This window comes from Bradyrhizobium sp. AUGA SZCCT0283, from assembly GCF_018130385.1.
Classification (GTDB): domain Bacteria; phylum Pseudomonadota; class Alphaproteobacteria; order Rhizobiales; family Xanthobacteraceae; genus Bradyrhizobium.
Genome location: NZ_JAFCLU010000030.1, coordinates 37776 through 61210, shown reverse-complemented (window position 1 = coordinate 61210; position 23435 = coordinate 37776). Strand labels below are relative to the sequence as shown.

At 64.1% G+C, this 23435-nt stretch carries 16 protein-coding genes; 11 read left to right on the top strand and 5 right to left on the bottom strand.

Annotated features, from left to right (window positions below):
* Nucleotides 1–8: 8 nt before the first annotated feature.
* The 3 genes from JQ624_RS30345 to JQ624_RS30335 are packed head-to-tail and all read left to right on the top strand — an operon-like array spanning nucleotide 9 to nucleotide 3057.
* Nucleotides 9–491: a tripartite tricarboxylate transporter TctB family protein gene (locus JQ624_RS30345; protein WP_212422584.1), complete on the top strand. Its 483-nt coding sequence runs from the start codon at nucleotides 9–11 to the stop codon at nucleotides 489–491.
* An 11-nt stretch (nucleotides 492–502) separates the two neighbouring features.
* On the top strand, nucleotides 503–2029 hold the full coding sequence (locus tag JQ624_RS30340) for a tripartite tricarboxylate transporter permease (protein WP_212422583.1): 1527 nt from the start codon (nucleotides 503–505) through the stop codon (nucleotides 2027–2029).
* Nucleotides 2026–3057 (top strand): 4-hydroxythreonine-4-phosphate dehydrogenase PdxA, encoded by a 1032-nt coding sequence (locus tag JQ624_RS30335; RefSeq protein WP_212422582.1) that lies wholly within the window; start codon nucleotides 2026–2028, stop codon nucleotides 3055–3057. Before JQ624_RS30340 ends, JQ624_RS30335 begins: the two co-directional genes overlap by 4 nt.
* Nucleotides 3058–3066: 9 nt before the next feature.
* On the opposite strand, the gene metC is transcribed toward JQ624_RS30335, so the two are convergent.
* Complete coding sequence (metC, locus tag JQ624_RS30330) at nucleotides 3067–4260, bottom strand: cystathionine beta-lyase (RefSeq protein ID WP_212422581.1); 1194 nt, start codon at nucleotides 4258–4260, stop codon at nucleotides 3067–3069.
* 338 nt (nucleotides 4261–4598) lie between these two features.
* On the opposite strand from metC, the gene JQ624_RS30325 reads away from it, so the two are divergent.
* Genes JQ624_RS30325 through JQ624_RS30310 form a run of 4 tightly spaced genes read left to right on the top strand, consistent with a single transcriptional unit; the run spans nucleotide 4599 to nucleotide 9119 of the window.
* Nucleotides 4599–5615, top strand: a complete 1017-nt coding sequence (locus JQ624_RS30325) for an amino acid ABC transporter substrate-binding protein (protein WP_212422580.1) — start codon at nucleotides 4599–4601, stop codon at nucleotides 5613–5615.
* 24 nt (nucleotides 5616–5639) lie between these two features.
* Complete coding sequence (locus JQ624_RS30320; protein WP_212422579.1) at nucleotides 5640–6845, top strand: amino acid ABC transporter permease; 1206 nt, start codon at nucleotides 5640–5642, stop codon at nucleotides 6843–6845.
* Complete coding sequence (locus JQ624_RS30315; protein ID WP_212422578.1) at nucleotides 6842–8365, top strand: amino acid ABC transporter permease; 1524 nt, start codon at nucleotides 6842–6844, stop codon at nucleotides 8363–8365. Before JQ624_RS30320 ends, JQ624_RS30315 begins: the two co-directional genes overlap by 4 nt.
* Nucleotides 8366–8375: 10 nt before the next feature.
* Nucleotides 8376–9119 (top strand): amino acid ABC transporter ATP-binding protein, encoded by a 744-nt coding sequence (locus JQ624_RS30310; protein WP_249130182.1) that lies wholly within the window; start codon nucleotides 8376–8378, stop codon nucleotides 9117–9119.
* A gap of 133 nt (nucleotides 9120–9252) precedes the next feature.
* Here the strand turns inward: JQ624_RS30310 and JQ624_RS30305 are convergent, their stop codons facing one another.
* From JQ624_RS30305 to JQ624_RS30290, 4 genes are all read right to left on the bottom strand, one after another.
* Nucleotides 9253–10293 carry a cysteine synthase A gene (locus JQ624_RS30305; protein WP_212422577.1) on the bottom strand — a complete coding sequence of 347 codons (1041 nt, stop codon included), beginning with the start codon at nucleotides 10291–10293 and terminating at the stop codon, nucleotides 9253–9255.
* 89 nt (nucleotides 10294–10382) lie between these two features.
* Entirely contained in the window at nucleotides 10383–11612 is a 1230-nt protein-coding gene (locus tag JQ624_RS30300; protein WP_212422576.1) for a cyclopropane-fatty-acyl-phospholipid synthase family protein, read from the bottom strand.
* Between the two features lie 55 nt (nucleotides 11613–11667).
* Nucleotides 11668–12531, bottom strand: a complete 864-nt coding sequence (locus tag JQ624_RS30295; protein WP_212422575.1) for a DUF1365 domain-containing protein — start codon at nucleotides 12529–12531, stop codon at nucleotides 11668–11670.
* A gap of 2 nt (nucleotides 12532–12533) precedes the next feature.
* The gene (locus JQ624_RS30290; protein ID WP_212422574.1) at nucleotides 12534–13859 is read right to left on the bottom strand and encodes an NAD(P)/FAD-dependent oxidoreductase; all 1326 of its coding nucleotides are present in this window, start codon (nucleotides 13857–13859) and stop codon (nucleotides 12534–12536) included.
* A 441-nt stretch (nucleotides 13860–14300) separates the two neighbouring features.
* Between JQ624_RS30290 and JQ624_RS30285 the strand changes: the two genes are divergently transcribed.
* The 4 genes from JQ624_RS30285 to JQ624_RS30270 are packed head-to-tail and all read left to right on the top strand — an operon-like array spanning nucleotide 14301 to nucleotide 23427.
* Nucleotides 14301–15761, top strand: a complete 1461-nt coding sequence (locus JQ624_RS30285) for an efflux transporter outer membrane subunit (RefSeq protein WP_212422603.1) — start codon at nucleotides 14301–14303, stop codon at nucleotides 15759–15761.
* A complete protein-coding gene (locus tag JQ624_RS30280; RefSeq protein ID WP_212422572.1) occupies nucleotides 15751–17124 on the top strand; it encodes an efflux RND transporter periplasmic adaptor subunit in 1374 nt (457 codons plus the stop codon). Before JQ624_RS30285 ends, JQ624_RS30280 begins: the two co-directional genes overlap by 11 nt.
* 48 nt (nucleotides 17125–17172) lie before the next feature.
* A complete protein-coding gene (locus tag JQ624_RS30275; RefSeq protein WP_212422571.1) occupies nucleotides 17173–20322 on the top strand; it encodes an efflux RND transporter permease subunit in 3150 nt (1049 codons plus the stop codon).
* Entirely contained in the window at nucleotides 20323–23427 is a 3105-nt protein-coding gene (locus tag JQ624_RS30270) for an efflux RND transporter permease subunit (RefSeq protein ID WP_212422570.1), read from the top strand. It begins immediately after the preceding gene.
* The last annotated feature ends 8 nt before the right edge of the window (nucleotides 23428–23435 follow it).

Below are 23435 nucleotides of genomic sequence, written 5' to 3'. Positions count from 1 at the left end.
GGGCCGCGATGATATCACGACGTGCGCTTGAGATATCCACGGCCGCGCTGACCGGAATCTTCGGCGTCGTGGTCGTCGTGTCCAGCATCGACAACGGCATCGGCTGGTCGAGCGCCGGTGTCGACGCCGGCACGTTTCCCTTCCTGACCGGCGTCATCATCGTGCTCGGCAGTCTTTACAATATGGGGCAGGGCGCGCTCGGACGCGGTGCCCTCGCCATTGTCAGGGTGGCCATCACGGCGTCCGAATTGCGCCGCCTCGCGGGGTTGTTCGTTCCTGCCGCGATTTTCGTTGCTGTCATTCCCATCGTTGGGATGTATCTCGGCTCGACGGGCTATGTTTTCGCGGTCCTGGCGTTGCCGAAACGGCAATCGGTTCTTCGCGCGCTTGTTATCGCCGTGGTTACGCCGCTTGCGCTCTACGTCGTGTTCGAGCGCATGTTCCAGGTGTCGCTGCCGCACGGTGCGCTCGCCACAGCGTTCGGTTTCTGAAGGGACGGGCGATGGAAAACCTTCAATCGCTGCTGCACGGCTTCACCATCGCGGTGACCGTCCCGCACCTGACGCTGATGGTGATCGGCGTCCTGCTCGGCATTCTGGTCGGCGTTCTGCCGGGCCTGGGTGCGCCAAACGGGGTATCGCTGTTGCTGCCGCTGACCTTCGGCATGCAGCCGGTGTCGGCGATCATCCTGCTTTCGAGCATGTATTGGGGCGCGCTGTTCGGCGGCTCGGTGACGTCGATCCTGTTCAACATCCCGGGCGAACCTTCGTCGGTCGCCACCACCTTCGACGGCTATCCGATGGCGCGCGACGGCCGGCCGACGACGGCGCTGGCCACTGCCTTCGGCTCGGCGGCGTTCGGCGCGCTTGTTGGCGTAATCCTGATTACGTTTCTGGCGTCCTGGGTGGCGCAGGTGGCGCTCGCCTTCGGACCGCCCGAATACTTCGCGGTCTATTTCCTCGCCTTCGCCAGTTTCGTCGGCATGGGCGGTGCGGCGCCGATCAAGACGGTGGTGGCACTCGCGATCGGTTTTGCAATCGCCGCGATCGGCATCGATACGGTCTCCGGCAGCGTGCGGCTCACCATGGGCATCGACGAACTGGTGAAGGGCGTCAGCTTCGTCGTTGCCGTCATGGGGCTGTTCGGCATCGGCGAGTTGCTGATTGCGGTCGAGGAGGAGTTCCACGCCCGCGCGGTATCGTCGAGGGTTGATTGGAAGGAAGTCTTCCGGGCGCTCGGCCGTCTGCCGCACCATGGCATTGCGTTGCTGCGCAGCGCCGCCATCGGCTGCTGGATGGGCATTACGCCGGGCGGTCCGACCGCCGCTTCCTTCATGAGCTATGGCATCGCCAAGCGCTTTTCGCGCAATGGCGCGCGTTTCGGCAGCGGCGAGGCCGAGGGCATCATCGCCCCGGAGACCGCCGACCATGCCGCCGGCACCAGCGCGCTATTGCCGATGCTCTCGCTCGGCATTCCCGGCTCGGCGACGGCCGCCGTCATGATGGGCGGGCTGATGATCTGGGGATTGAATCCCGGACCGATGCTGTTCGTCGATCAGAAGGATTTCGTCTGGGGGCTGATCGCCTCGATGTATGTCGGCAACATCGTCGCGGTTGTGCTCGTGTTGCTCACCGTTCCCGTGTTTGCCGCCCTGATGCGGATTCCTTTCGCCGTCATCGCACCACTGATCGTCATCATCTGCGTTGTCGGCGCCTACTCGGTCTCGAACTCCTATCTCGACGTCGTCTTGATGCTCGGCTTCGGTGTCGTCGGCTATCTCTTCAAGAAGCTGCATTATCCGTTGGCGCCGTTGGTGCTTGCGATCGTGATCGGCGACAAGGCCGAGGACGCCTTTCGGCAGGCCATGCTGATGTCGAAGGGATCGCTCGGGATATTCTTTGCAAACCGGCTGGTGACGACCCTCGTCCTGGCCGGGATGGCGTTGTTGCTGCTACCGCTCGTCTTGCAGATTGTGCGTCTGCTGCGAAAGCCGGACGAAGCCGCTCATGAAAAGGTGAGGATCATATGAACATGCAGAGCCCCGGCAAGCCGGTGATCGCGCTGGCAATGGGAGATCCCGCCGGCATCAGCCCGGAGCTGACCGCGAAGCTCGTCTGTCTCGACGAAATCCGCTCCCGCGCCCGCCTGATCGTGATTGGGGACCGCCGCGTTTTTGACGAGGGCGCGCGGGTGGCCGGCGCCAAGGCGGACCTGCCAAATGTGACGCCGTCCGCGGACCCTCGAACAATCGGCGGTGATGCCGCCTTTATGGATATCGGCCATCTCGATCCTGCCAAAATCGAACGTGGTGTGGCCAGCCAGCCCGGCGGCGCATTCGCGCTGGAGAACTATCGTCGCGCGCTCACGCTTGCGCGCGACGGGCAGGCGGATGCGGTCTGCTTCACGCCGTTCAACAAGAAGGCAATGCGGCTCGCGCGCGCGGAGTATGACGACGAGATTGCGTTCTCCACCGAGGTCGCCGGCCTGAAGACGCCAGCCAGCGAATTCAACGTGCTCGACAGGCTCTGGAATGCGCGCGTCACCTCGCACATCGCGCTCAAGGACGTGGCCTCGCTTCTCTCCGTCGAACGTATTCATCGCGCGCTGAAACTGACCGATGCCTGCATGCGACGGGCCGGCTTTGCCGAGCCCCGCATCGCGGTGGCCGGGCTCAACCCGCATGCTGGGGACGGCGGCAATTTCGGCCGCGAGGAGATCGATCTGATCGAACCCGCTGTCATGGCCGGCCGGGCCGAGGGAATAGCGGTGGAGGGACCGTTTCCGGCCGACACGGTTTTCCTGCGTGCCAAGAGCGGCGCCTTCGACGCGGTGCTGACGATGTATCACGACCAGGGCCAGATCGCGATGAAGCTGATGGGCTTCGATCGCGGGGTGACGATCCTGGGCGGTTTCCCGTTTCCGATCTGCACGCCGGCGCATGGCACGGCCTATGACATCGCAGGCCAGGGCGTCGCCTCGGTTGGCGCCAGCCGGGCGGCTTTGTTGCTCGCGGCTGAGATGGCGGGCGCTGCCAGGATGGGAAATCGGGCGGCGTGAGCCGCCCGCCTAGGCGGCGGTCTTCAACGCCGCAAAACCGCGCTCGAGATCGGCCTTGAGGTCGTCGACATTCTCCAGGCCGATGTGGAGCCGCAGCGTCGGCCCGCCGGGGGACCATTTGGTCGCGGTGCGATATTGATCGCAGTCGAACGGAATGATGAGGCTTTCGAAGCCGCCCCAGGAAAAGCCCATGCCGAACAGCTTGACGGTATCGAGCAGGGCGTCGACCGCCTTCTGCGGCACCGGCTTCAACACAATGCTGAACAGGCCGGAAGCGCCGGTGAAGTCGCGCTTCCAGATCGCATGGCCGGGATGGCTTTCAAGCGCCGGATGCAACACCTGCAATACTTCGGGGCGGCTGGCGAGCCAGCGGGCCATTTCGAGGCCCGAGCGGTAATGCTGCGCGAGCCGCACCGACAGCGTGCGGGTGCCGCGCAGCGCCAGGAAGACGTCGTCGGGACCGGCGCAGACGCCGAGCAGGCGGATGCCCTCGGCGAGCAGCGGCCACGCTTTGGCGTTCGCCGAGATCGTGCCGAACATGATGTCGGAGTGGCCGCCGATATATTTGGTGGCGGCCTGCATGCTGATGTCGACGCCCTGGTCGAGCGAGCGGTGAAACAGCGGCGTCGCCCAGGTGTTGTCGTCGATGACGAGCGCGCCCCTCGCATGCGCGACTTCGGCGATGGCGGGGATGTCGCTCATTTCGAACGACTGCGAGCCGGGCGCCTCGACCAGCACCGCTTTGGTGTTGGGTTTGAACAGGCTTTCGATCCCGGCGCCGATCAGCGGATCGAAATAGCTGACCTCGACGCCGTAGCGGGCGAGCATGCCGTTGCAGAAATTGCGCGACGGCCGGTAGACGTTGTCGGTCACCAGCACGTGATCGCCGGCGCTCAGCACCGAGAGTAGGGTGGTGGTAATCGCGGCCAGCCCCGACGGTGTCAGGCCGACGCCGGTGCATTGCGGGCCTTCCAGCGCCATCAGTACGTCCTGCAGCGCGCGCGTGGTCGGAGAGCCGTGACGCCCGTAGGAGAATTCGGCGCGGTGGGCGTGCAGATCCTCGGCGGTCGGATAGAGTACGGTCGAACCGTGGAACACGGCGGGGTTGACGAACCCCCTTTGCCCTTTGGTGTCACGGCCCGCGGTGACCAGTCTGGTTTCGGGTTTTTGCGGGTTGGACGGTCCGTCGTTCGAAAAGCTCATGCGTTTGCATTATCCAAGACGTTATGCCGCAGCCACAACTTGATTGCGAAAACACCGCCGGGCGGCAGGGCGGGGCCGGGCAAGTTAATAACAAGACACAGAAGTCGGCAGTCAACCCCTTGACCCGGCACGCCAGTCGTTCTGAGATGCATGCCAACTAACAGTCGCTGCAAGTTGAGGGGCCTGCCGCGATTTCAGATCCATTGCCTGACCGAACTGGCACGTCAAATGCACGGTGAGGATGACGCTTTTCAGCGAGGGATCAGCGGGTTGGCCCCACAACGTCAGGCGTTGCCTAAAAAACGATCTCCGGACGACCCCCTTGAAAGGCCTTGCCCATGAAACGCGTATCTCTGGTTGTTACCCTTGCCCTAGCCGCCGGTCTCTCGGCCCAGGCCGCCTCGGCGCAAACCCTCAAGACGGTCAAGGACCGTGGCATGTTGTCCTGCGGCGTCAGCCAGGGTCTTCCGGGGTTCTCGTCACCCGACGACAAGGGTAACTGGACCGGGCTCGACGTCGACGTCTGCCGTGCGATTGCGGCCGCGGTCTTCAATGACGCAACCAAGATCAAGTTCGTGCCGCTGTCGGCCAAGGACCGTTTCACCGCGCTGCAATCGGGCGAAATCGACGTGCTGTCTCGCAACACCACCTGGACACTGTCGCGCGATACCTCGCTCGGCGCCAATTTTACTGGCGTGACCTATTATGACGGCCAGGGCTTCATGGTGAAGAAGGCGCTGAAGGTGAATTCCGCGCTGGAATTGAACAGCGCGTCGGTCTGCGTGCAGCAAGGCACCACCACCGAGCAGAATCTGGCCGACTACTTCAAGGGCAACAACATGAAGTACGAGGTGATCGCCTTCGGCACCAACGACGAAGCCGTCAAGGCCTATGAGTCCGGGCGCTGCGACGTCTTCACCACCGATGTGTCCGGGCTTTATGCCGATCGTTTGAAGCTTGCGAACCCCGCCGATCACGTCGTGCTTCCGGAAGTGATCTCGAAAGAGCCGCTCGGCCCGATGGTGCGCCATGGCGACGACCAGTGGTTCGATATCGTGAAATGGACGCTTTTCGCGATGGTCACCGCGGAAGAACTGGGCATCACCCAGAAGAACGTCGACGAGATGGCGAAATCGGACAAGCCGGAGATGAAGCGGGTATTCGGCACCGACGGCAATCTCGGCGAACAGCTCGGCCTGACCAAGGATTGGGTCGCGCGGATCGTGAAGGCCGTCGGCAATTACGGCGAGGCCTTCGATCGCAACGTCGGCGCCGGCTCCAAGCTCGGAATTGCCCGCGGCCTCAACGCGCTCTGGAACAAGGGCGGTATCCAGTACGCACCGCCGATCCGCTAAGCGCCAGCGAGAGGGGCTGCGGCGATGGCCATCGAACCCCGAAAACCACCGTCGCAGCTGCTTCCGAAGCTGCAGCGGGCACTTGGCGGCCGGGCGGGCTGGAGCGGCTTCGTGCTCCAGCTCCTGTTTGTCGCCGCGCTCGCCTGGATCTCCTACGAGATCGTCGCCAATGCCCGCGCCAATTTGCAGGCGCAGCGGATCACTGCGGGCTTTGGCTTCCTTGCCAACAATGCGGGCTTTGACGTCAGCCAGAGCCTGATCCCGTATGCGGGATCCGATCCCTACACGCGGGTTTTTCTGGTCGGCCTGCTCAATACGCTGCTGGTCTCGGTGATCGGCATCTTCTTCGCCACCCTGATCGGTTTCATCGTAGCCCTCGGCCGGCTATCGCCGAACTGGCTGCTGTCACGGATTTCGGGCGGCTATGTCGAACTGATCCGCAACCTGCCGGTCTTGTTCCAGATCCTGTTCTGGTATCTTGCGGTGCTCGCCGCTTTGCCCAATCCGCGGCAGAGCATCTCCATTTTCGACAGTTTCTTTCTCAGTAACCGCGGTCTCGTCATTCCAAAGCCGATCGGCACGGCGGGTTTTGAGCCGTTCGTCGTTGCGGTGCTGGCGGCGATCGTTGCTGCGATTGCACTGTCGCGCTACGCGCGCCAGCAACTGTTCCAGAGTGGCAGGGTGATCAAGGTGTGGCCCTATGCGCTGGGTCTGGTGATCGGCCTGCCGTTGCTCAGCGCGCTGATCTTTGGTGCTCCGGTCTCGTTTGAAGTTCCCACATTGAAGGGGTTCAACTTCGCCGGCGGCTCGCGCGTCATTCCGGAATTCGTCGCGCTCACGCTGGCGCTATCGACCTACACCGCCTCCTTCATCGCCGAGATCGTGCGGGCCGGCATTCTGTCCGTGCACAAGGGGCAGATGGAAGCCGGTTCCTCGCTTGGGCTGCAGCGCGGTTCGGTGCTTCGCCTGATCGTGATCCCGCAGGCGATGCGCGTGATCCTGCCGCCGCTGACCAACCAGTATCTCAACCTGACCAAGAACTCCTCACTGGCGGTCGCCATCGGCTATCCCGACCTGGTCTCGGTGTTTGCCGGCACGACGCTGAGCCAGACCGGGCAGGCGATTGAAATCATCGGCATCACCATGGGCGTCTATCTGCTGATCTCGCTGGTCACCAGCGCGATCATGAGCTTCTATGGATGGCGGATCAGCCGGAGCATGGGCGGATGAGCGACACCCCTTCATCCATTTTCGTTCGCCAGGACCTCGTGCCCGAGCGGCCCGCGCCGGTGAAGACCACCGGTTTCGTCGGTTTTCTGCGCACGCGGCTGTTCAATTCGCCGACCAACATCCTGATCACGATCGTCAGCGCGCTGCTGCTGTGGTTTATCGTCGGGCCCACACTGAGATTCCTGCTGGTTGATGCCGTCTGGACCGGCACGGACCGCACCGCCTGCCTCCCCAAGAATCCCGCTGATGCGATCGGCGCCTGCTGGCCCTTTGTTCAGGCCAAGTTCTCGCAGTTCATCTACGGATTTTATCCGGAGCCAGAACGCTGGCGGGTCAACCTGACCTTCTTTCTTGCCGCGATCCTGCTGTTGCCGCTGCTGATCCCGCGGCTGCCGGGCAAGGGTCCGAACGCCATCCTGTTCTTCCTGGCATTCCCCGTCATTGCGTTCTTCCTGCTGCGCGGCGGCGGGCTGGGTGGCTTCGGCGTGAGCTGGACGGCCGGGCTGTTGTCGGGCTTCAACGACAGTATTGGCGATGGCGGAAGGAAACTCGTCGCTTCGGGCGAAACGACCGCCGTGATCGGGCCGTTGTTGTGGGTGCTCGGCAAGCTGATCGTGGTCCTCAGCACGCTGATTGGCTGGATACTTCTGCCGCTGACCTGGTTGCGCGAACAGATCCAGGCTTTCGGCCGGCCCGTCTGGGCCGACCTCGCCGCAACCGCCTTGATCGTGTCCGCCGTGCTGTTCTGGCTGGGCGGCGGCCTGCGCGCCGGCTGGCGACCGCTGGCCACCAGTCTGGCGATCTTTGCTGGCATCGGCATCGTGATCGCGGCGATGGGGCTCGACAGCGGCGGGCTTCCGGAGGTGGATACGCGGCTGTGGGGCGGCCTGCTGGTGACGCTGGTGGTGGCGGTTACCGGCATCGTTGCGTCGATGCCGGTCGGCATTGCGCTCGCGCTCGGCCGGCGGTCGTCGATTCCGCTGATCCGGATTTTCTCGATTGCCTTCATCGAGTTCTGGCGCGGGGTTCCGCTGATCACGGTGCTGTTCTTCGCAACCTATATGTTGCCGCTGTTCGTTCCGACCGGCTTCACCATCGACGGATTGGTGCGCGCCCTGATCGGGATCGCGCTGTTTACGGGCGCCTACCAGGCCGAAAACATCCGCGGCGGCCTGCAAGCGATCCCGCGCGGGCAGGGCGAGGCGGCGAGCGCGCTCGGCCTGTCCTGGAGCAAGACCACGGCGCTGATCGTGATGCCGCAGGCGTTGCGCCACGTCATCCCCAATCTCGTCAACAGCTTCATCAGCCTGTTCAAGGATACCTCGCTGGTTTCGATCGTGGCGCTGTTCGATTTGCTCGGACAGTTGCGGGCAGCGTTCTCCGACCCGGCCTGGGCGACGCCCACCACGCTGTTCACCGGCTTTGCCTTTACCGGGATGATCTATTTCGTCTTCTGTTTTGGGATGTCGCGTTACTCGCTGTTCGTCGAGAACAGGTTGAACGCGCATCGTCGCAACTGAGTACATGACCATGACCGCAAACTCGATCGTCGGCATCAACGCGCTCAACAAATGGTACGGAGACTTTCACGTCCTGCGCGACATCAACCTCGATGTCGCCAAGGGCGAGCGCATCGTGATCTGCGGTCCGTCAGGCTCCGGCAAGTCGACGCTGATCCGCTGCATCAACGCGCTGGAGGAATTCCAGGAAGGCAACATTGTCGTCGACGGCATCGAACTGGGACCGAACCTGCGGAAGGTGGACGAGGTCCGCCGCGAGGTCGGCATGGTGTTCCAGAGCTTCAACCTGTTTCCGCATCTGACCGTGCTGGAGAACTGCACGCTGGCGCCGATCTGGGTGCGCAACATCCCGAAAAAGGATGCCGAAGCGACCGCGATGAAATATCTGGAGCGGGTCAAGATCCCGCATCAGGCCAGCAAATATCCGGGCCAGATGTCGGGCGGTCAGCAGCAGCGCGTCGCGATCGCCCGCGCGCTGACCATGAACCCCAAGGTGATGTTGTTCGACGAGCCGACCTCGGCGCTCGATCCGGAAATGGTCAAGGAAGTGCTCGACACCATGGTCGATCTCGCCAGGGAAGGCATGACCATGCTGGTGGTTACCCACGAAATGGGATTTGCCCGCGAAGTCGCCAACCGCGTCGTCTTCATGGACGCGGGGCAAGTGATTGAGTCAAACACGCCGCAGGAATTCTTCGCCAATCCGCAGCACGCGCGGACGAAGTTGTTCCTGAGCCAGATCCTGCGGCACTAGCTGAAACCACCGACCTCATCCTGAGGAGCGGCCTCTTGGCCGCGTCTCGAAGGATGGGCCACGGGCTTCATGGTTCGAGACGCGCGAAGACGCGCTCCTCACCATGAGGGTTAGAAAGTGCGACCGGCCGTCCTCACACCTTTTCGAACGGCACGTCGATCTGGGTGCGCTTTTCCAGCCATGCCGGCACCGGCAGGTTCTTCGAGCGCATGAACTCCGGATTGAACAGTTTTGACTGATAGCGGTTGCCGGAGTCGGCGAGGATCGTGACGATGGTCTTGCCTGGTCCGAGCTGCTTCGCGAGCTGGATTGCGCCGGCGACGTTGACGCCGGTCGAGCCGCCGAGGCACAGGCCTTCGTGCTCGAGCAGGTCGTAGATCACTTTCACGGCCTCCTCGTCCGAAATGAGAAAGGCGTCATCGACCTTGGCGGTCTCGATGATCGGCGTGACGCGACCCAATCCGATGCCCTCAGTGATGGAGTCGCCCGGCGTCGATTTGGCGGTGCCGTGCTTGAACAGCTCGTACATCGCAAAGCCATGCGGATCGGCGCAGGCGTTGACGATGCCTGGGTGCTTCTCTTTCAGATAGCGGCTGATGCCGGCCAGCGTGCCGCCGGTGCCGACCGAGCAGATAAAACCGTCGATCTTGCCGCCGGTCTGCTCCCAGATCTCCGGTCCAGTGGACTCGTAATGCGCCTTGGCGTTGTCGAGATTGTTCCACTGGTCGGCGAACAACACGCCGTTCGGCTCGGTCTTGCGAAGCTGGGCGGCCAGCCGCCGTCCGACATGCTGATAGTTGTTCGGATTGGAATAGGGCAGCGCCGGCACCTCGACGAGCTCGGCGCCGCACAGCCGCAGCATGTCCTTCTTTTCCTTGCTCTGCGTTTCCGGGATCAGGATCAAGGTCCGGTAACCGCGCGCGCTGGCGACGACGGCGAGACCGATGCCGGTATTGCCGGCGGTCGATTCCACCACCAGCCCACCCGGCTTGAGTTCGCCGCGCTTCTCGGCCTCCAGGATCATCCATTTGCCCGCGCGGTCCTTGACCGACTGGCCGGGATTCATGAATTCGGCCTTGCCGAGAATCGTGCAGCCGGTCAGCTCAGATGCGCGCTTGAGCTTGATCAGCGGCGTGTTGCCGATCGCTTCGATGACGTCTTTGTTGAAGGCCATGTTCTGAAATTGCCGGTTTGTTTGCCTATTCGTTGGGCGACCCTAAAGGACCGCCGCTAGCCATACAAGCCAGCGCTGAAACAGGGCTGTCAGCCCGATTTCGCAAACACCACCTGACGCACGTCGATATTTCCGGACAGGAACCCCGCCTCGCAATAGGCGAGGTAATATTCCCACAGCCGCCGGAAGCGGTCGTCAAAGCCTGATGGCGTCAGGTTGGGCCAGGCCGCGCGGAAATTGCTTCGCCAGATCGCAAGCGTCCTGGCATAATCTTGCCCGAAAATGCGTTCGCGGATGACGGGAACGCCGAAGCGTTCGCCGAGCGTTTTCAGGATCTGCGGCGAGGGCAGCATGCCGCCCGGAAAGACGTAGCGCTGGATGAAATCGACTTCGCGGCGATAGGTCTGGAACAGGCTGTCCTGGATGGTGATGGCCTGGATGCCGGCGAGGCCACCGGGCAGCAGGCGGTCGCGCAACTGTGAAAAATATTTCGGCCAGAATTGCTCACCGACCGCCTCGATCATCTCGATCGAGGCGATCCGGTCATAGCGGTCGCGCTCGTCGCGATAGTCCTGCAGCCTGATCTCGACCTTGTCGCTGAGACCGGCATTGTGAATGCGCGCCTGGGCGAAATCGCGCTGCTCCTTGCTGATGGTGAGTCCGACGACTTTGGCGCCGAACGTCTTGGCGGCGTATTCGGCAAAGCCGCCCCATCCGCAGCCGATCTCCAAAAGCTTCTGGCCCGGCCGCAGATCGATGGCCTCGGCAAGCCGGCGGTACTTGTTGTGCTGGGCTGCGGTCAGGTCGGAGGTGTCGTCCTCGAACAGCGCAGATGAATAGGTCATGCTCGGATCGAGCCACGCCGAATAGAACGCGTTGCCGATGTCGTAATGCGCATAGATGTTGCGGCGGGCCTGCCGCCGCGTATTGCGGTTTAGCCAATGTCTGACGGCCTGAAAGGTGCGTGTCAGCGGGTTGGCGACCAGCATGGTCTGCATCCAGTCCTGGTTGACGCAGAACAGATAGAGGAATTGCGTGAGGTCGGGCGTATCCCACTCGCCGCGCAGATAGGCTTCAGCGATACCGATGTCGCCGCCGCGCAGCAGACGCGAGGCGAAGCCGTAATCGTAAATCTTCATGGCGGCGGCAGGACCTGGCGCATTACCGCCCAGCCGCACAACGCGGCCGTCGGCCAGCGTCACGTCGAGCGTGCCATGTTGCAGCCTTGAACCAAAGCCCAGCGCCAGCCGGACCAGGCGGGGCAATTCCGGAAACGTCGCGTCTACGGTTTCCGATGTGACCGAAATCAACTCGGGCATGGGCGATCCATCGAATGGCGGTTTACCCGGCCTCGCATGGTCGATCGACCCTGCTTCAATTCCTGGCACGGGTGGACAACGCCGGCGAAGTATAATCGTTGCTTTTCCCGGTCGCCAAGCCGGTATTGAGGGCTGCGTCCTTCCGTGGCACCAGCCGCGCGCCCTTCCGCCAGAGCCGCAGTGCCTCCCAGTGGATCGCCGCCATGATCTTCATGGTGACCAGCGGCAGGGCGAAGAACGCACGCAACAACTCCTTGGTGTTGAGGACGCGATGGCTGCCATTGAAGGTTGCAGCGAGCAGGGGGCCTTCGCGGTCGGTTTCCAGAATTCGCAGTTGCACGCGCTCGCCCGGCGGCAGCACGCGAAAATGGTAGCGCATCGCCATCTCGATGAAGGGCGAGACGTAGAATAGCTTGTCCTGCCGCTGCCGCACGCCGGCATCGCTGATTTCGCCGGATAGCACCGGCAGGACGTAAGCATGGATCTCGCCAAAAGTGTTGCGCACTTCGTAAAGTAACAGTGCCAGCTCGCCATCGGCGCGGTAGCAGAAATAGACGGAGAGCGGATTGAAAGTGTAGCCGAGCAGGCGGGGATAGCAGAGCAGCAGCACCCGTCCGCCCGTGAGGTCGATGCCGCGCTCGGCCGCGCAATGTTGCGCCCAGGCGCGCAAGGATGATCCGTCCCGCTTGCCATGGTCGGCCTCGTGGAAACTGTAGAGCGCCGCGCGGTTGACGCGAAACAGCGGCGATTGCCGGTCCGCGTCCGCCAGCCGGTCGAGATCGATCAAGAGGCTCATCACGCGATAGCTGAAGCGATGGCCCATCGGCTTCAGCCGGGCATGCATGACGTCACCGACGTAAAGCGCGGCGGCCTCGGCAGGAGCGTCGGTTTTCCCCGATCTGATTGGTGTTGCGCGCATGGCTACTCCGCAGCTTCGGCCAGTTCGGGCGGCGCTTGGCGCCATGGCGCCACCGCGCCGAGCGCTTCGGCGACCGCAAGGCCGGATCGCAATCCGTCCTCGTGGAAGCCGTATCCGGTCCATGCGCCGCAGAACCAGGTGCGCCGCCGGCCCTGAATTTCCGGCAGGCGCTTCTGGGCGGCAAAGGCTGTGGCGTTATATTGCGGATGCTCGCACAGGTATTTGCCGAAGGTCAGCGTGGGATCGGGCGCGACCGGCGGGTTGAGGCTGACGAACAACGGCTTGTCGTCGTCGATCCCCTGCAGCTCGTTCATCCAGTAGGTCACGGAGACGTCGTTATCGACGCCGTGATCGAGGCCCCCCTGCCGCGGCCAGCGCAGGAAATTCCATGAGGCCCAGGCGCGCCGGCGCTTCGGCATCAGTGCGGGATCGCGGTGCAGATAGATCGTGTTGGGGGAATAGCCGATCGCGCCCAGTATGGCGCGCTCGCGGTCGTCGGCATCTGACAGCATCGCCAGCGCCTGATCGCTGTGGGACGCAATCACGACATGATCGTAGGTGTCGGTCTTGCCGTGGCTGTCATGGACGACGACGCCATGCGGGGTACGCTCGATTGCGGTGACGGCGCAGCCAAGCTTGATCCGGTCGCGGAATGAAGCGGTGAGCTTTTCGACATAACGCTGGCTGCCGCCCTTCACGGTGCGCCAGACCGGGCGGTCATATTGCAGCAGGCGATGGTTGGCGAAGAAGGCGACGAAATTTTCGGCCGGGAAGTCCAGCATCTCGCTCGATGGCGCCGACCATATCGCAGCGCCCATCGGCGCCAGATAATCGGTCAACAGCCGCGGCGCAAAGTGGCGCGTACGGAAATACTCGCCGAGCGTCAGCCCGGCGAGTTTTCCGGCCGCATAATCCTCGATGCTCTGCTGGTTGAAGGTGACGATGTCGCGCAGCATCCAGAGATAGGAGGGCGACAACAGGTTGCTGGCTTGCGCGAACAATCCGCGTGCGGTCTCGAACCAGTTGTTGCCGCCGCCTTTCCACTCGAAGCGGCCGGTGTCCGCCGTCACCGCAAAACTCATGCAGCTTTCGACGGTTTCGACGCCGAGATGGTCGAACAGCGCCGTCAGGTCAGGATAGTTCAGTTCGTTGTAGACGATGAAGCCGATGTCGACCGCAAGCCGCGCGCCGTCATAGTCGATGCTGACGGTATGGCTGTGGCCGCCGGGCCTGAGCTCGCGGTCGTAGACGGTGACCGGATAATGATTCGACAAGGTCCAGGCCGCGGCATTGCCGCTGATTCCCGTCCCGACCACCGCGACCCGCATTTTTGGCCCTCCATAGCACGCTGCGAGATACGGGGGGGCTGTTCCCGGGGTTTCAAACCGGCCACAGGCGCGGATTCGCTGTAGGACAGACGATGCGGGACGTCAGAACAGGGGGAAAACCCCCGGAAAACCCCAGGAAAACCCATGAAATCTTCGTAAGATTTCGGCGGTCCCGCCGCGTCCCGGCATCGCTCCAAGGCCTATAAAACAAGGGGGAGTGAGCTCTCTGCCGCGTGTTTTACGCGTCCAAACCGACGATCCGTGAAGGGCCGCGCGGGGCTGTCCGCGTGCTGATCGCAAGGCTAGTATCGGGTTCGGTTCCAACGGAAGCATCACCCCCGTGAACGTATCGCAGGCCATCAGGAGAAGCGCTCGTCGTGCGCCGGGCCGGGATTTGCCCGGTGGAGAACGGGTGTGACCCAGCGAATTGCAACGGCTGCGATGGAAGGCTGGCCCGCTCTCATTCCCGGCGGCAAGCGGCTGGCGCGGTCGCTCGCCGTGCTTGGCCTCGTCGCCAGCTCGGCGGGCTGCATCCTGACCAAGGATCTTCCCGATCCCGCACTTGACGTGCCCGAGGGCTACAAGGCGGCCCGGCTTTCGAAGGCCGCGGACGCGCCGCCGACGCTCGACTGGTGGCGCGGCTTCCGTTCGCGGGAGCTCACGGTCCTGATGGAGGAGGCGCAGACCGTCAATCTGGACATTGCGGCGGCCACCGCGCGGTTCAGGCAGGCCGACGCGCAGGCGCGGATCGCGGGCGCGGCATTGTTGCCCAGTCTCAGCGGCGCCGGCCAGGAGACCTATTCCCGCACCTCAGGCTCCAGCGCCAGCGGCCTGACCAATGGCGGCCGTGAGGTGGTCAACTATTCGGCCTCGCTGAGCGCCAGCTACGAGCTGGACTTCTGGGGCAAGAACCGCGACGCAGCGCAGGCGGCGGAAGAGACCGCCGTCGCCAACCGCTTCGACCGCGACGTCATCGCGCTGACGACGCTGACGACGGTCGCCAATGCCTATTTCCAGGTGCTGACGGCGCAGGACCGGATTCGCACCGCGCAGCGGAACATCGCCAGCGCCGAGCGCATCCTCAACGCCATCAAGGACCGCCTGGCCGCCGGCACCGGCAACGACCTCGACGTCGCGCAGCAGGAGAGCGTGCTCGCCAACCAGCGCGCGCTGGTGCCGCCGCTGCGCCAGACGCTCGACCAGAACATCAATGCGCTGGCAACCCTGGTGTCGCGGCCGCCGGAAGCCGTGCGTGTCAACGGCGGTTCGCTCAACCAGATCGCCGCACCGCGGGTCACGCCCGGCCTGCCGTCGGAACTCTTGACGCAACGCCCGGACATCCGCCGCCAGGAAGCCCAGCTAGCCTCGGCGACCGCCAATGTCGGCAACGCCCGCGCGCAGTTCTTTCCGAGCATTCAACTGACCGGGCAGGGCGGCTATCAGAGCTCGGCGCTGACGTCGCTGTTTCAGCCGCACGCCGCGTTCTTCAGCATGGTCGGCAGCCTGACCCAGCCGATCTTCGACGGCGGCAGGATCCTCGGCAATTTCGAGTTCACCAAGGCGCGGCAGGACGAACTGCTGCAGACCTACCGCAAGACCGTGGTGCAGGCCTTTGCCGATGTCGATAACGCCCTGATGTCGATCCGCCAGACCACCGAGAAGCTGCGGTTGCAGCGTGAGGTGGTGGCGGCGTCGCGGCGGGCCTTTCAATTGTCCGAACAGCAGCTGCGGGCCGGCACTGCAGATATCGTAACTGTGCTAAATACGCAGCTGACGTTGTTCCAGGCTGAGGATGCGCTGTCGCAGGCCCAACTGGCCCGGCTGCTTGCGATCGTCAGCCTCTATCAGGCGCTGGGGGGCGGCTGGGAGCCCAGGATGGAAAGGCCGGTCGATGCTCTTTAAGCCGGAATTGAAGGACGACGCCAAGACGGCGGGCAAGCGCGTCGCGCGCGGCATTGGCCGGCGGATGGTGTCGCTGACGGTTACGCTCTTGATCCTCGGCGGGCTCGGCTATCTCGGCTGGAACGCCTTTCAGCAGAAACAGACCGGCCGCGGCGGGCCCGGCGCACGCCCCGACCTGCCGGTGCCGGTGCTGGCGGCTGTTCCGCGGACGCAGGATGTCCCGGTCTATCTCGACGCGGTGGGCTCGGTCCGCGCGCTGAACACGGTGACGGTGCGCGCCCAGGTCGACGGCAAGCTGATCAAGGTGAATTTCGTCGAGGGCCAGGACGTCAAGCAGGGCGACGTGCTCGGCGAGATCGATCCCGTGATCTACCAGGCGCAGTACGACCAGGCGGTGGCGAAGAAGGCGCAGGATGAAGCCCTGCTTGCCAACCAGAAGCTCGATCTGGCGCGCTATCAGCAGCTTGCGGCGTCGAATGCCGGCTCCAAGCAGCAGGCCGATACGCAGCGTGCGGTGGTGGCGCAGCAGGAAGCGCTGGTCAATGCCGACCAGGCCGCGATCGACAACGCCAAGGCCACGCTCGGCTATACCAAGATCATCGCGCCGCTGTCGGGGCGCGCCGGCCTGCGCCAGGTCGACCAGGGCAACATCATCCGCGCGGCGGATGTAACCGGCCTCGTCATCATCACCCAATTGCAGCCGATCGCCGTGCAGTTCAGCCTGCCGCAGCAGCAGATCGTGCGGGTCAACGCCGCTGCGGCCAAGGGCGTGCTGGCGGTGGACGTGTTCGGCAATGACGGCGTGACGGTCGTCGATACCGGTACGCTCAAGGGCATCGACAACCAGGTCGATCCGACCACGGGCACGCTGAAGCTGAAGGCCGAATTCCCCAATGCAAAATTCCAGCTCTGGCCGGGACAATTCGTCAATGTGCGGCTGAAGGTCGAAACGATCGAGAAGGCGATCGTGGTGCCGACGTCGGCCGTGCAGCGCGGCCCGGCCGGCACGTTCAGCTATGTGATCGGCCCCGACAATGTCGCGACCGCCAAGCCGGTCGTGGTGACGCAGCAGAACGAAAGCGACGCCGTGATCGCAAGCGGGCTTTCGACCTCCGACCGCGTGGTGACGACAGGCTTTGCCAATTTGTCCGACGGCGCCAGGGTTCTGATCGGCACCGATGACCGGGCGCCGACCGCCGACCTCGCGCCGCGCAAGCGCAGCCGCAGCCCCGATGCCAAGGGAGATTCCAAGGGCGGTCAGGGCAAGGATGGCAAGCGCGAGCGCGGCGAGGGCGATCAGAAGGGACAAACCGGCCCGGCACCAGCCGGGCCATCGGGCGGCGCTGCGAAGTCGCAGCCGTGATCAACTACGCCGCACGCCTGAAATGAATTCGCAAGTGAGCACGCAACCATGAGCGTCTCCGAACCGTTCATCCGCCGGCCGATCGCGACCTCGCTGTTGGGGATCGCGCTGATGATCGGCGGCGCGCTCGGCTACTGGGCGCTGCCGGTATCGGCGCTGCCGCAGGTCGATTTTCCGACCGTGCAGGTGACGACGCAACTGCCGGGCGCGAGTCCCGACGTGATCGCGTCGCTGATCACGGCGCCGCTGGAGCGCCAGCTCGGACAAATTCCATCGCTGTCGTCGATGCAGTCGACCTCTTCGTTCGGCGTCAGCCAGATCTCGCTGCAGTTCGACCTCAACCGCGACATTGACGGCGCCACCCAGGACGTGCAAGCCGCGATCAACGCCGCCGCCGGAATCCTGCCGAGGAACCTGCCGTATCCGCCGACCTACGCCAAGGTGAACCCGGCCGATGCGCCGGTCCTGACATTGGCGCTGACGTCGGAGACGATTTCGCTGCGCGCCATGAGCGATATCGCCGACACCATCCTCGGCCAGCGGCTCAGCCAGATTTCCGGCGTCGGGCGCGTTGCCATTCTCGGCGGGCTCAAGCCCGCGGTGCGGGTGCAGGCCGATCTGGCCCGGCTCGCCGCCTATGGCATCTCGATGGAGGATCTGCGCAACGCCATCGCGGGCGCCAACGTGTCGGGGCCGAAGGGATCGCTCGATGGCGCGCAGCAGGCCTACACCATCGCCGCCAATGACCAGATCGCGGCGGCGGAGGCCTACAAGCCGATCATCATCGCCTATCGCAACGGTTCGCCGGTCACGATCGGCGACGTCGCCATCATCATCGATGGGCTGGAGAACGATCGCACCGGCGGCTGGTATCAGGGCACGCCGGCCGTGATCATCGACATCCAGCGGCAACCCGGTGCCAACGTGATCGAGGTGGTCCGGCAGATCCGCGCGGAAATTCCCAAGGTGCAGCGCGCGATCCCGGCCGGCGTCAACCTGACCATCGTTTCCGACCGGACCGTCACCATTCGCGCCTCGGTACGGGATGTCCAGTTCACCCTGATCCTTTCCGTGGTGCTGGTGACGCTGGTGGTGCTGTTGTTCCTGCGGTCGCTGCGCGCGACCCTGATCGCGGGCGTGGCGCTGCCGCTGTCGCTGATCACGAGCTTCGGCATCATGTATTTTTCGGGCTTCAGCCTCGACAACCTGTCGCTGATGGCGCTGACGATCGGCACCGGCTTCGTGGTCGACGACGCCATCGTGATGATCGAGAACATCGTCCGTCACATGGAAAACGGCGAGTCCGTGATGGAGGCGTCGCTGAAGGGCGCCAGCGAGATCGGCTTCACCGTGATCTCGCTGACGGTATCGCTGATCGCGGTCTTCATCCCGCTATTGTTCATGTCCGGACTGGTCGGACGCATGTTCCGCGAATTCGCGCTGACGCTGACGATTGCGGTCGTGACCTCGGCGATCGTGTCGCTGACACTGACGCCGATGATGTGCTCGCGGCTGCTCAAGCATGTCGGCGAGGAGATGACGGTCCCGGGGCTTGCCGCCGTCAGCCGCTTCATCGACCGCATGGTCGCCTTTTACCATCGCACGCTGTTGTGGGTGCTGCAGCGCCAGCGCGCGACGCTGGTGGTGACGTTCGCCACCATCGTTGCCACCCTCGTGCTGTATGTGATCGCGCCGAAGGGCTTTCTGCCGCTGCAGGATACCGCTTCGATTACAGCGGTCACGCAGGCCGGGCCCGATGTTTCCTTTGCCGAGATGCAGAGCCGGCAGGCGGCGGCGGCGGCCGTGATCCAGGCCGATCCGGATGTCGTCGGCGTGGTCTCCGTGATCGGGGCCGGCTCGGTCAACCCGACCACCAATGTCGGACGTCTGGTGATGACGCTCAGGCCGCGCGGCGAACGGCACGACGACATTTCCGTCGTGGTCGACCGGCTGAAGCAACGCACCGCGTCGATCCCCGGCATGACCATCTATTTCCAGCCGGTGCAGGACGTGCAGATCTCGACCCAGTCGAGCCGCTCGCAGTACCAGTATACGCTGACCGGCACCGATGCGGCGCAGGTCTCGCTGTGGTCGCAGAAGCTGGTTGCCGAAATGCGCCGCGATCCGCTGTTCCGCGACGTCTCGTCGGAAGCCCAGGAAGGTGGCTTGCGCGCCGCGCTCGACATCAATCGGCAGCGCGCCGGCCAGCTCGGCGTCAGCATCCAGGCGGTCAACGACACCCTCAACGACGCCTTCGCGCAGCGGCAGATTTCGACGATCTACGGCCAGGCCAACCAGTATCGCGTGGTGCTGGAGGCGATGCCGATGTATCAGCGCGATCCGTCGATCCTGTCAAAACTCTATCTGCCGGGGGCCGCGAGTACGACCGCCGGCGCCCCCGGCGCCCAGGTGCCGCTGTCGGCGGTGGCGACGCTGACCCGCACCACCGCGCCGCTGGCGATTTCGCATCTGGCGCAGTTCCCGGCGGTGTCACTCAGTTTCAACCTCGCGCCCGGCGAGGCGCTGGGCGATGCCGTCGAGGCGGTCAAGAAGATCGAGACCAGCATCGGCATGCCCGGCAGTATCGTCGGCGTCTACGCCGGCGATGCGGCCGAATTCTCGAAATCGCTGGCCGGCCAGCCCTGGCTCATTCTGGCGGCGATCGTCACCATCTACATCGTGCTTGGCGTGCTTTATGAGAGCTACATTCATCCGATCACCATTCTCTCGACACTGCCGTCGGCCGGCGTCGGCGCCATTCTGGCGCTGATGCTGTTCGGGCAGGACCTGTCGGTGATCGGCCTGATCGGCATCATTCTGTTGATGGGCATCGTCAAGAAGAACGCGATCATGATGATCGATTTTGCGCTGGAGGCGGAGCGGCACCAGGGCATGTCGCCCAATGAAGCCATCGTGCAAGCCTGCCTGTTGCGGTTCCGCCCGATCATGATGACGACGCTGGCCGCGTTGTTCGGCGCGCTGCCGCTGGCGATCGAAAGCGGCACCGGCGCCGAATTGCGGTTTCCGCTCGGCATTTCCATCATCGGCGGGTTGCTGCTCAGCCAGGTGCTGACGCTCTACACGACGCCGGTGATCTATCTGGCGCTCGACCGGCTCAATCGCAAAATCGAGAAGGCGGTGCCGGACCTCGGGCCGCCAGGACCGACGGTTGCCGGCGCGACCGAGGGGATGCAATAGATGGCATCGATCTCGGAGCCCTTCATCCGCAGGCCGGTGGGCACCACGCTGCTGGCGATCGGGCTCTTTCTGGTCGGCATGGTTGCCTACGTCTTCCTGCCGGTCTCGGCGGTACCCAATATCGATTTTCCGATGATCCGGGTGTCCGCCACGCGGCCCGGCGCCGATCCTTCCGTGATGGCCTCGACCGTTGCAGCACCCCTGGAGCGCCGGCTCGGCCAGATCGCCGGCCTCGACCAAATCACCTCGACCAGTTCGCTCGGCACCACCAGTATCCAGCTGCAATTTGCGATCGGCCGCAACATCGACCGCGCCGCGCGCGACGTGCAGGCCGCAATCAATGCGTCACTGGCGGATTTGCCGAGCGACCTGCCGTCGCTGCCGCGATTCCGCAAAGCCAATCCCGCAGCCGCGCCGGTGTTCGTGCTGGCGCTGACGTCGAGGACCCTGACCACCAGCGCGATGTACGACGTCGCCGATACCGTGATCGCGCAACGCATCTCGCAGGTGCCTGGTGTCGGCGAGGTCACCGTCTCCGGCGCCGACCAGCCCGCGGTGCGGATCGCGCTCAACCCGGTGGCGCTGTCGAATGCGGGGATCGCCACCGACGATGTGCGGCTCGCCATCATCAACGCCAATCCGCTGGGCCCGGTCGGCATCTTCAATGGCGGCCGGCAGAGCGAGACGATTTCGACTAACAAGCAGATGCGCACCGCGGCCGAATTCCGCGACATCATCATCAAGAGCGCAGGCAGCAATTTCGTCCGCCTCGCCGACGTCGCCGACGTCGAGGATTCCGTCCGCAACAGCCGCTCGATCGCCTGGTTCAACAAGCAGCCGGCAGTCCTGATCCAGATCACCAAGCAGGGCGACGCCAATGTGATCGATACCGTCGACCGGGTGAGGGCGCTGCTGCCGGAACTGAAGCAGTGGCTGCCCGGCGGCGTGGAAATTTCGACGCTGGTCGACCGCACCGGCACGATTCGCGCCAGCGTCCTCGACATGCAGTACACGCTGCTGGCGACAGCCTTCCTGGTGATGCTGGTGGTGTTCGCCTTCCTGCGGCGGCTGACGCCGACCATTGCGGCCGGGGTCTCGGTGCCGCTGGCGCTGGCCGGCACCTGTGCCGGCATGTGGCTTGCCGGATTCTCGATCGACAATCTGTCGCTGATGGCGCTCGCAATCTCCGTCGGCTTCGTGGTCGACGACGCCATCGTCATGATCGAGAACATGTACCGCAACCTCGAACACGGCATGGCGCCTTATCCGGCAGCGCTTGAAGGCGCCAGGCAGATCGGCTTTACCGTGCTGTCGATCAGCCTGTCGCTGATCGCGGCGTTTACGCCGCTGATCTTCATGGACGGGATCGTCGGCCGGCTGTTGCGGGAATTTTCGTTGACGCTGACCTTTGCCATCGTGGTGTCGACCGTGGTGTCGCTCACGATCACGCCGATGATCTGCGCACATTACATCAAGGAAGCGACGTCGGACCGTGCGACCTGGTTCGACCGCCTGGTCGAGGGCACGTTGTCGCGTATCGTCGCCTTTTACACCTGGACGCTGCGGGCGGTGCTGGGGTTCCCGTTCCTGACCCTGGTCGTGTTCTTTGCCACCATCGCACTGACGGTGGTGCTGTATATCAAGACCCCGAAGGGTTACTTCCCGACCGATGACAGCGGGTTCGTGATCGGCGCGACGCGGGCTTCGCCCGACACCTCGTTCCAGGCGATGCTCGGGCTGCAGCAGCAGCTGGCCGACATCGTGATGGCCGATCCGGCGGTCGCTGGCGTCGGTTCTTCGCTGGGCGGCCCCGGCGGTCCCGGCGGCGGAGGTTCCAACCGTGGCGTGATGTTCATTAGCCTGAAACCGCCGGAGGAGCGGGCGGGCCTGTCGACCGCGCAGGTGATCGATCGTCTGCGCAGGAATCTCTACCGGGTCGCCGGCATCCGCCTCTTCATGTTCGCCGCGCAGGACATCCGCGCCGGCGGACGGCAGAGCGATTCCGACTATCAATATACGCTGTCGAGCACCAACCTCGACCTCTTGCAGAAATGGGCGCCGCTGGTCGCCAAGCGCATGGAGACGGTGGAGGGCATCACCGACATTTCCAGCGACCGCGACCCCGGCGGCCTGCAATTGTCGCTGGTGATCGACCGCAAGACCGCCTCGAGCCTCGGCGTCCGCGTCCAGGACATCGACAACGCCCTGAACAACGCGTTCGCGCAGCGCCAGATCTCGATCATCTATACCCAGCGCAACCAGTACATGGTGGTGCTGGAAATCGATCCGAAATTCCAGGCTGATCCGTCCAACCTGGAGCGCATCTTCGTGGCCGGCGCCAACGACGCCCAGGTGCCGCTATCGGCCGTGGTGCGCTACCAGCGCGGCCTGTCGCCGCTGGCGGTATTTCATTCGCAGTCGTTCCCCTCGACGACGGTCTCGTTCAATCTGCTGCCCGACGTGCCGCTGGAGGTCGCGACCTCGAACATCCAGCGCGCGGTCGAGGAGCTGCACATGCCGGAAGGCATCCGCGGCAGTTTCGATGGCAATGCCGGCGATTTCAACAGGACCAGCGGCCGGCAGCCGCTTTTGATCCTCGGCGCGCTGGTGGCGATGTATATCGTGCTCGGCGTGCTCTATGAGAGCCTGGCGCATCCGATCACGATCATCTCGACATTGCCGTCGGCGGGCCTCGGCGCGCTGCTGGCGCTGCAGGTGACCAACACGCCGCTGACGGTGATCGCCTTCGTCGGCATCATCCTGTTGATCGGCATCGTCAAGAAGAACGGCATCATGATGGTCGATTTCGCGCTCGATGCCGAGCGCAACCGCGGCCTGTCGTCGGCGGACGCGATCTTCGAGGCGTGCCGCGTCCGCTTCCGCCCCATTCTGATGACGACGATGGCGGCCTTGTTTGCCGGCATCCCGCTGGTGATTGCCACCGGCCCCGGCACCGAGCTGCGCCGGCCGCTCGGCATCACCATCATCGGCGGCCTGTTCGTTTCGCAGATCCTGACGCTGTACACCACGCCGGTGATCTACCTCCTGATCGACCGGCTGCGGCAGCGCCTCCGGCCGGCCCCGCTTCCAGTGCCCGCGGAATAGTTGAATTA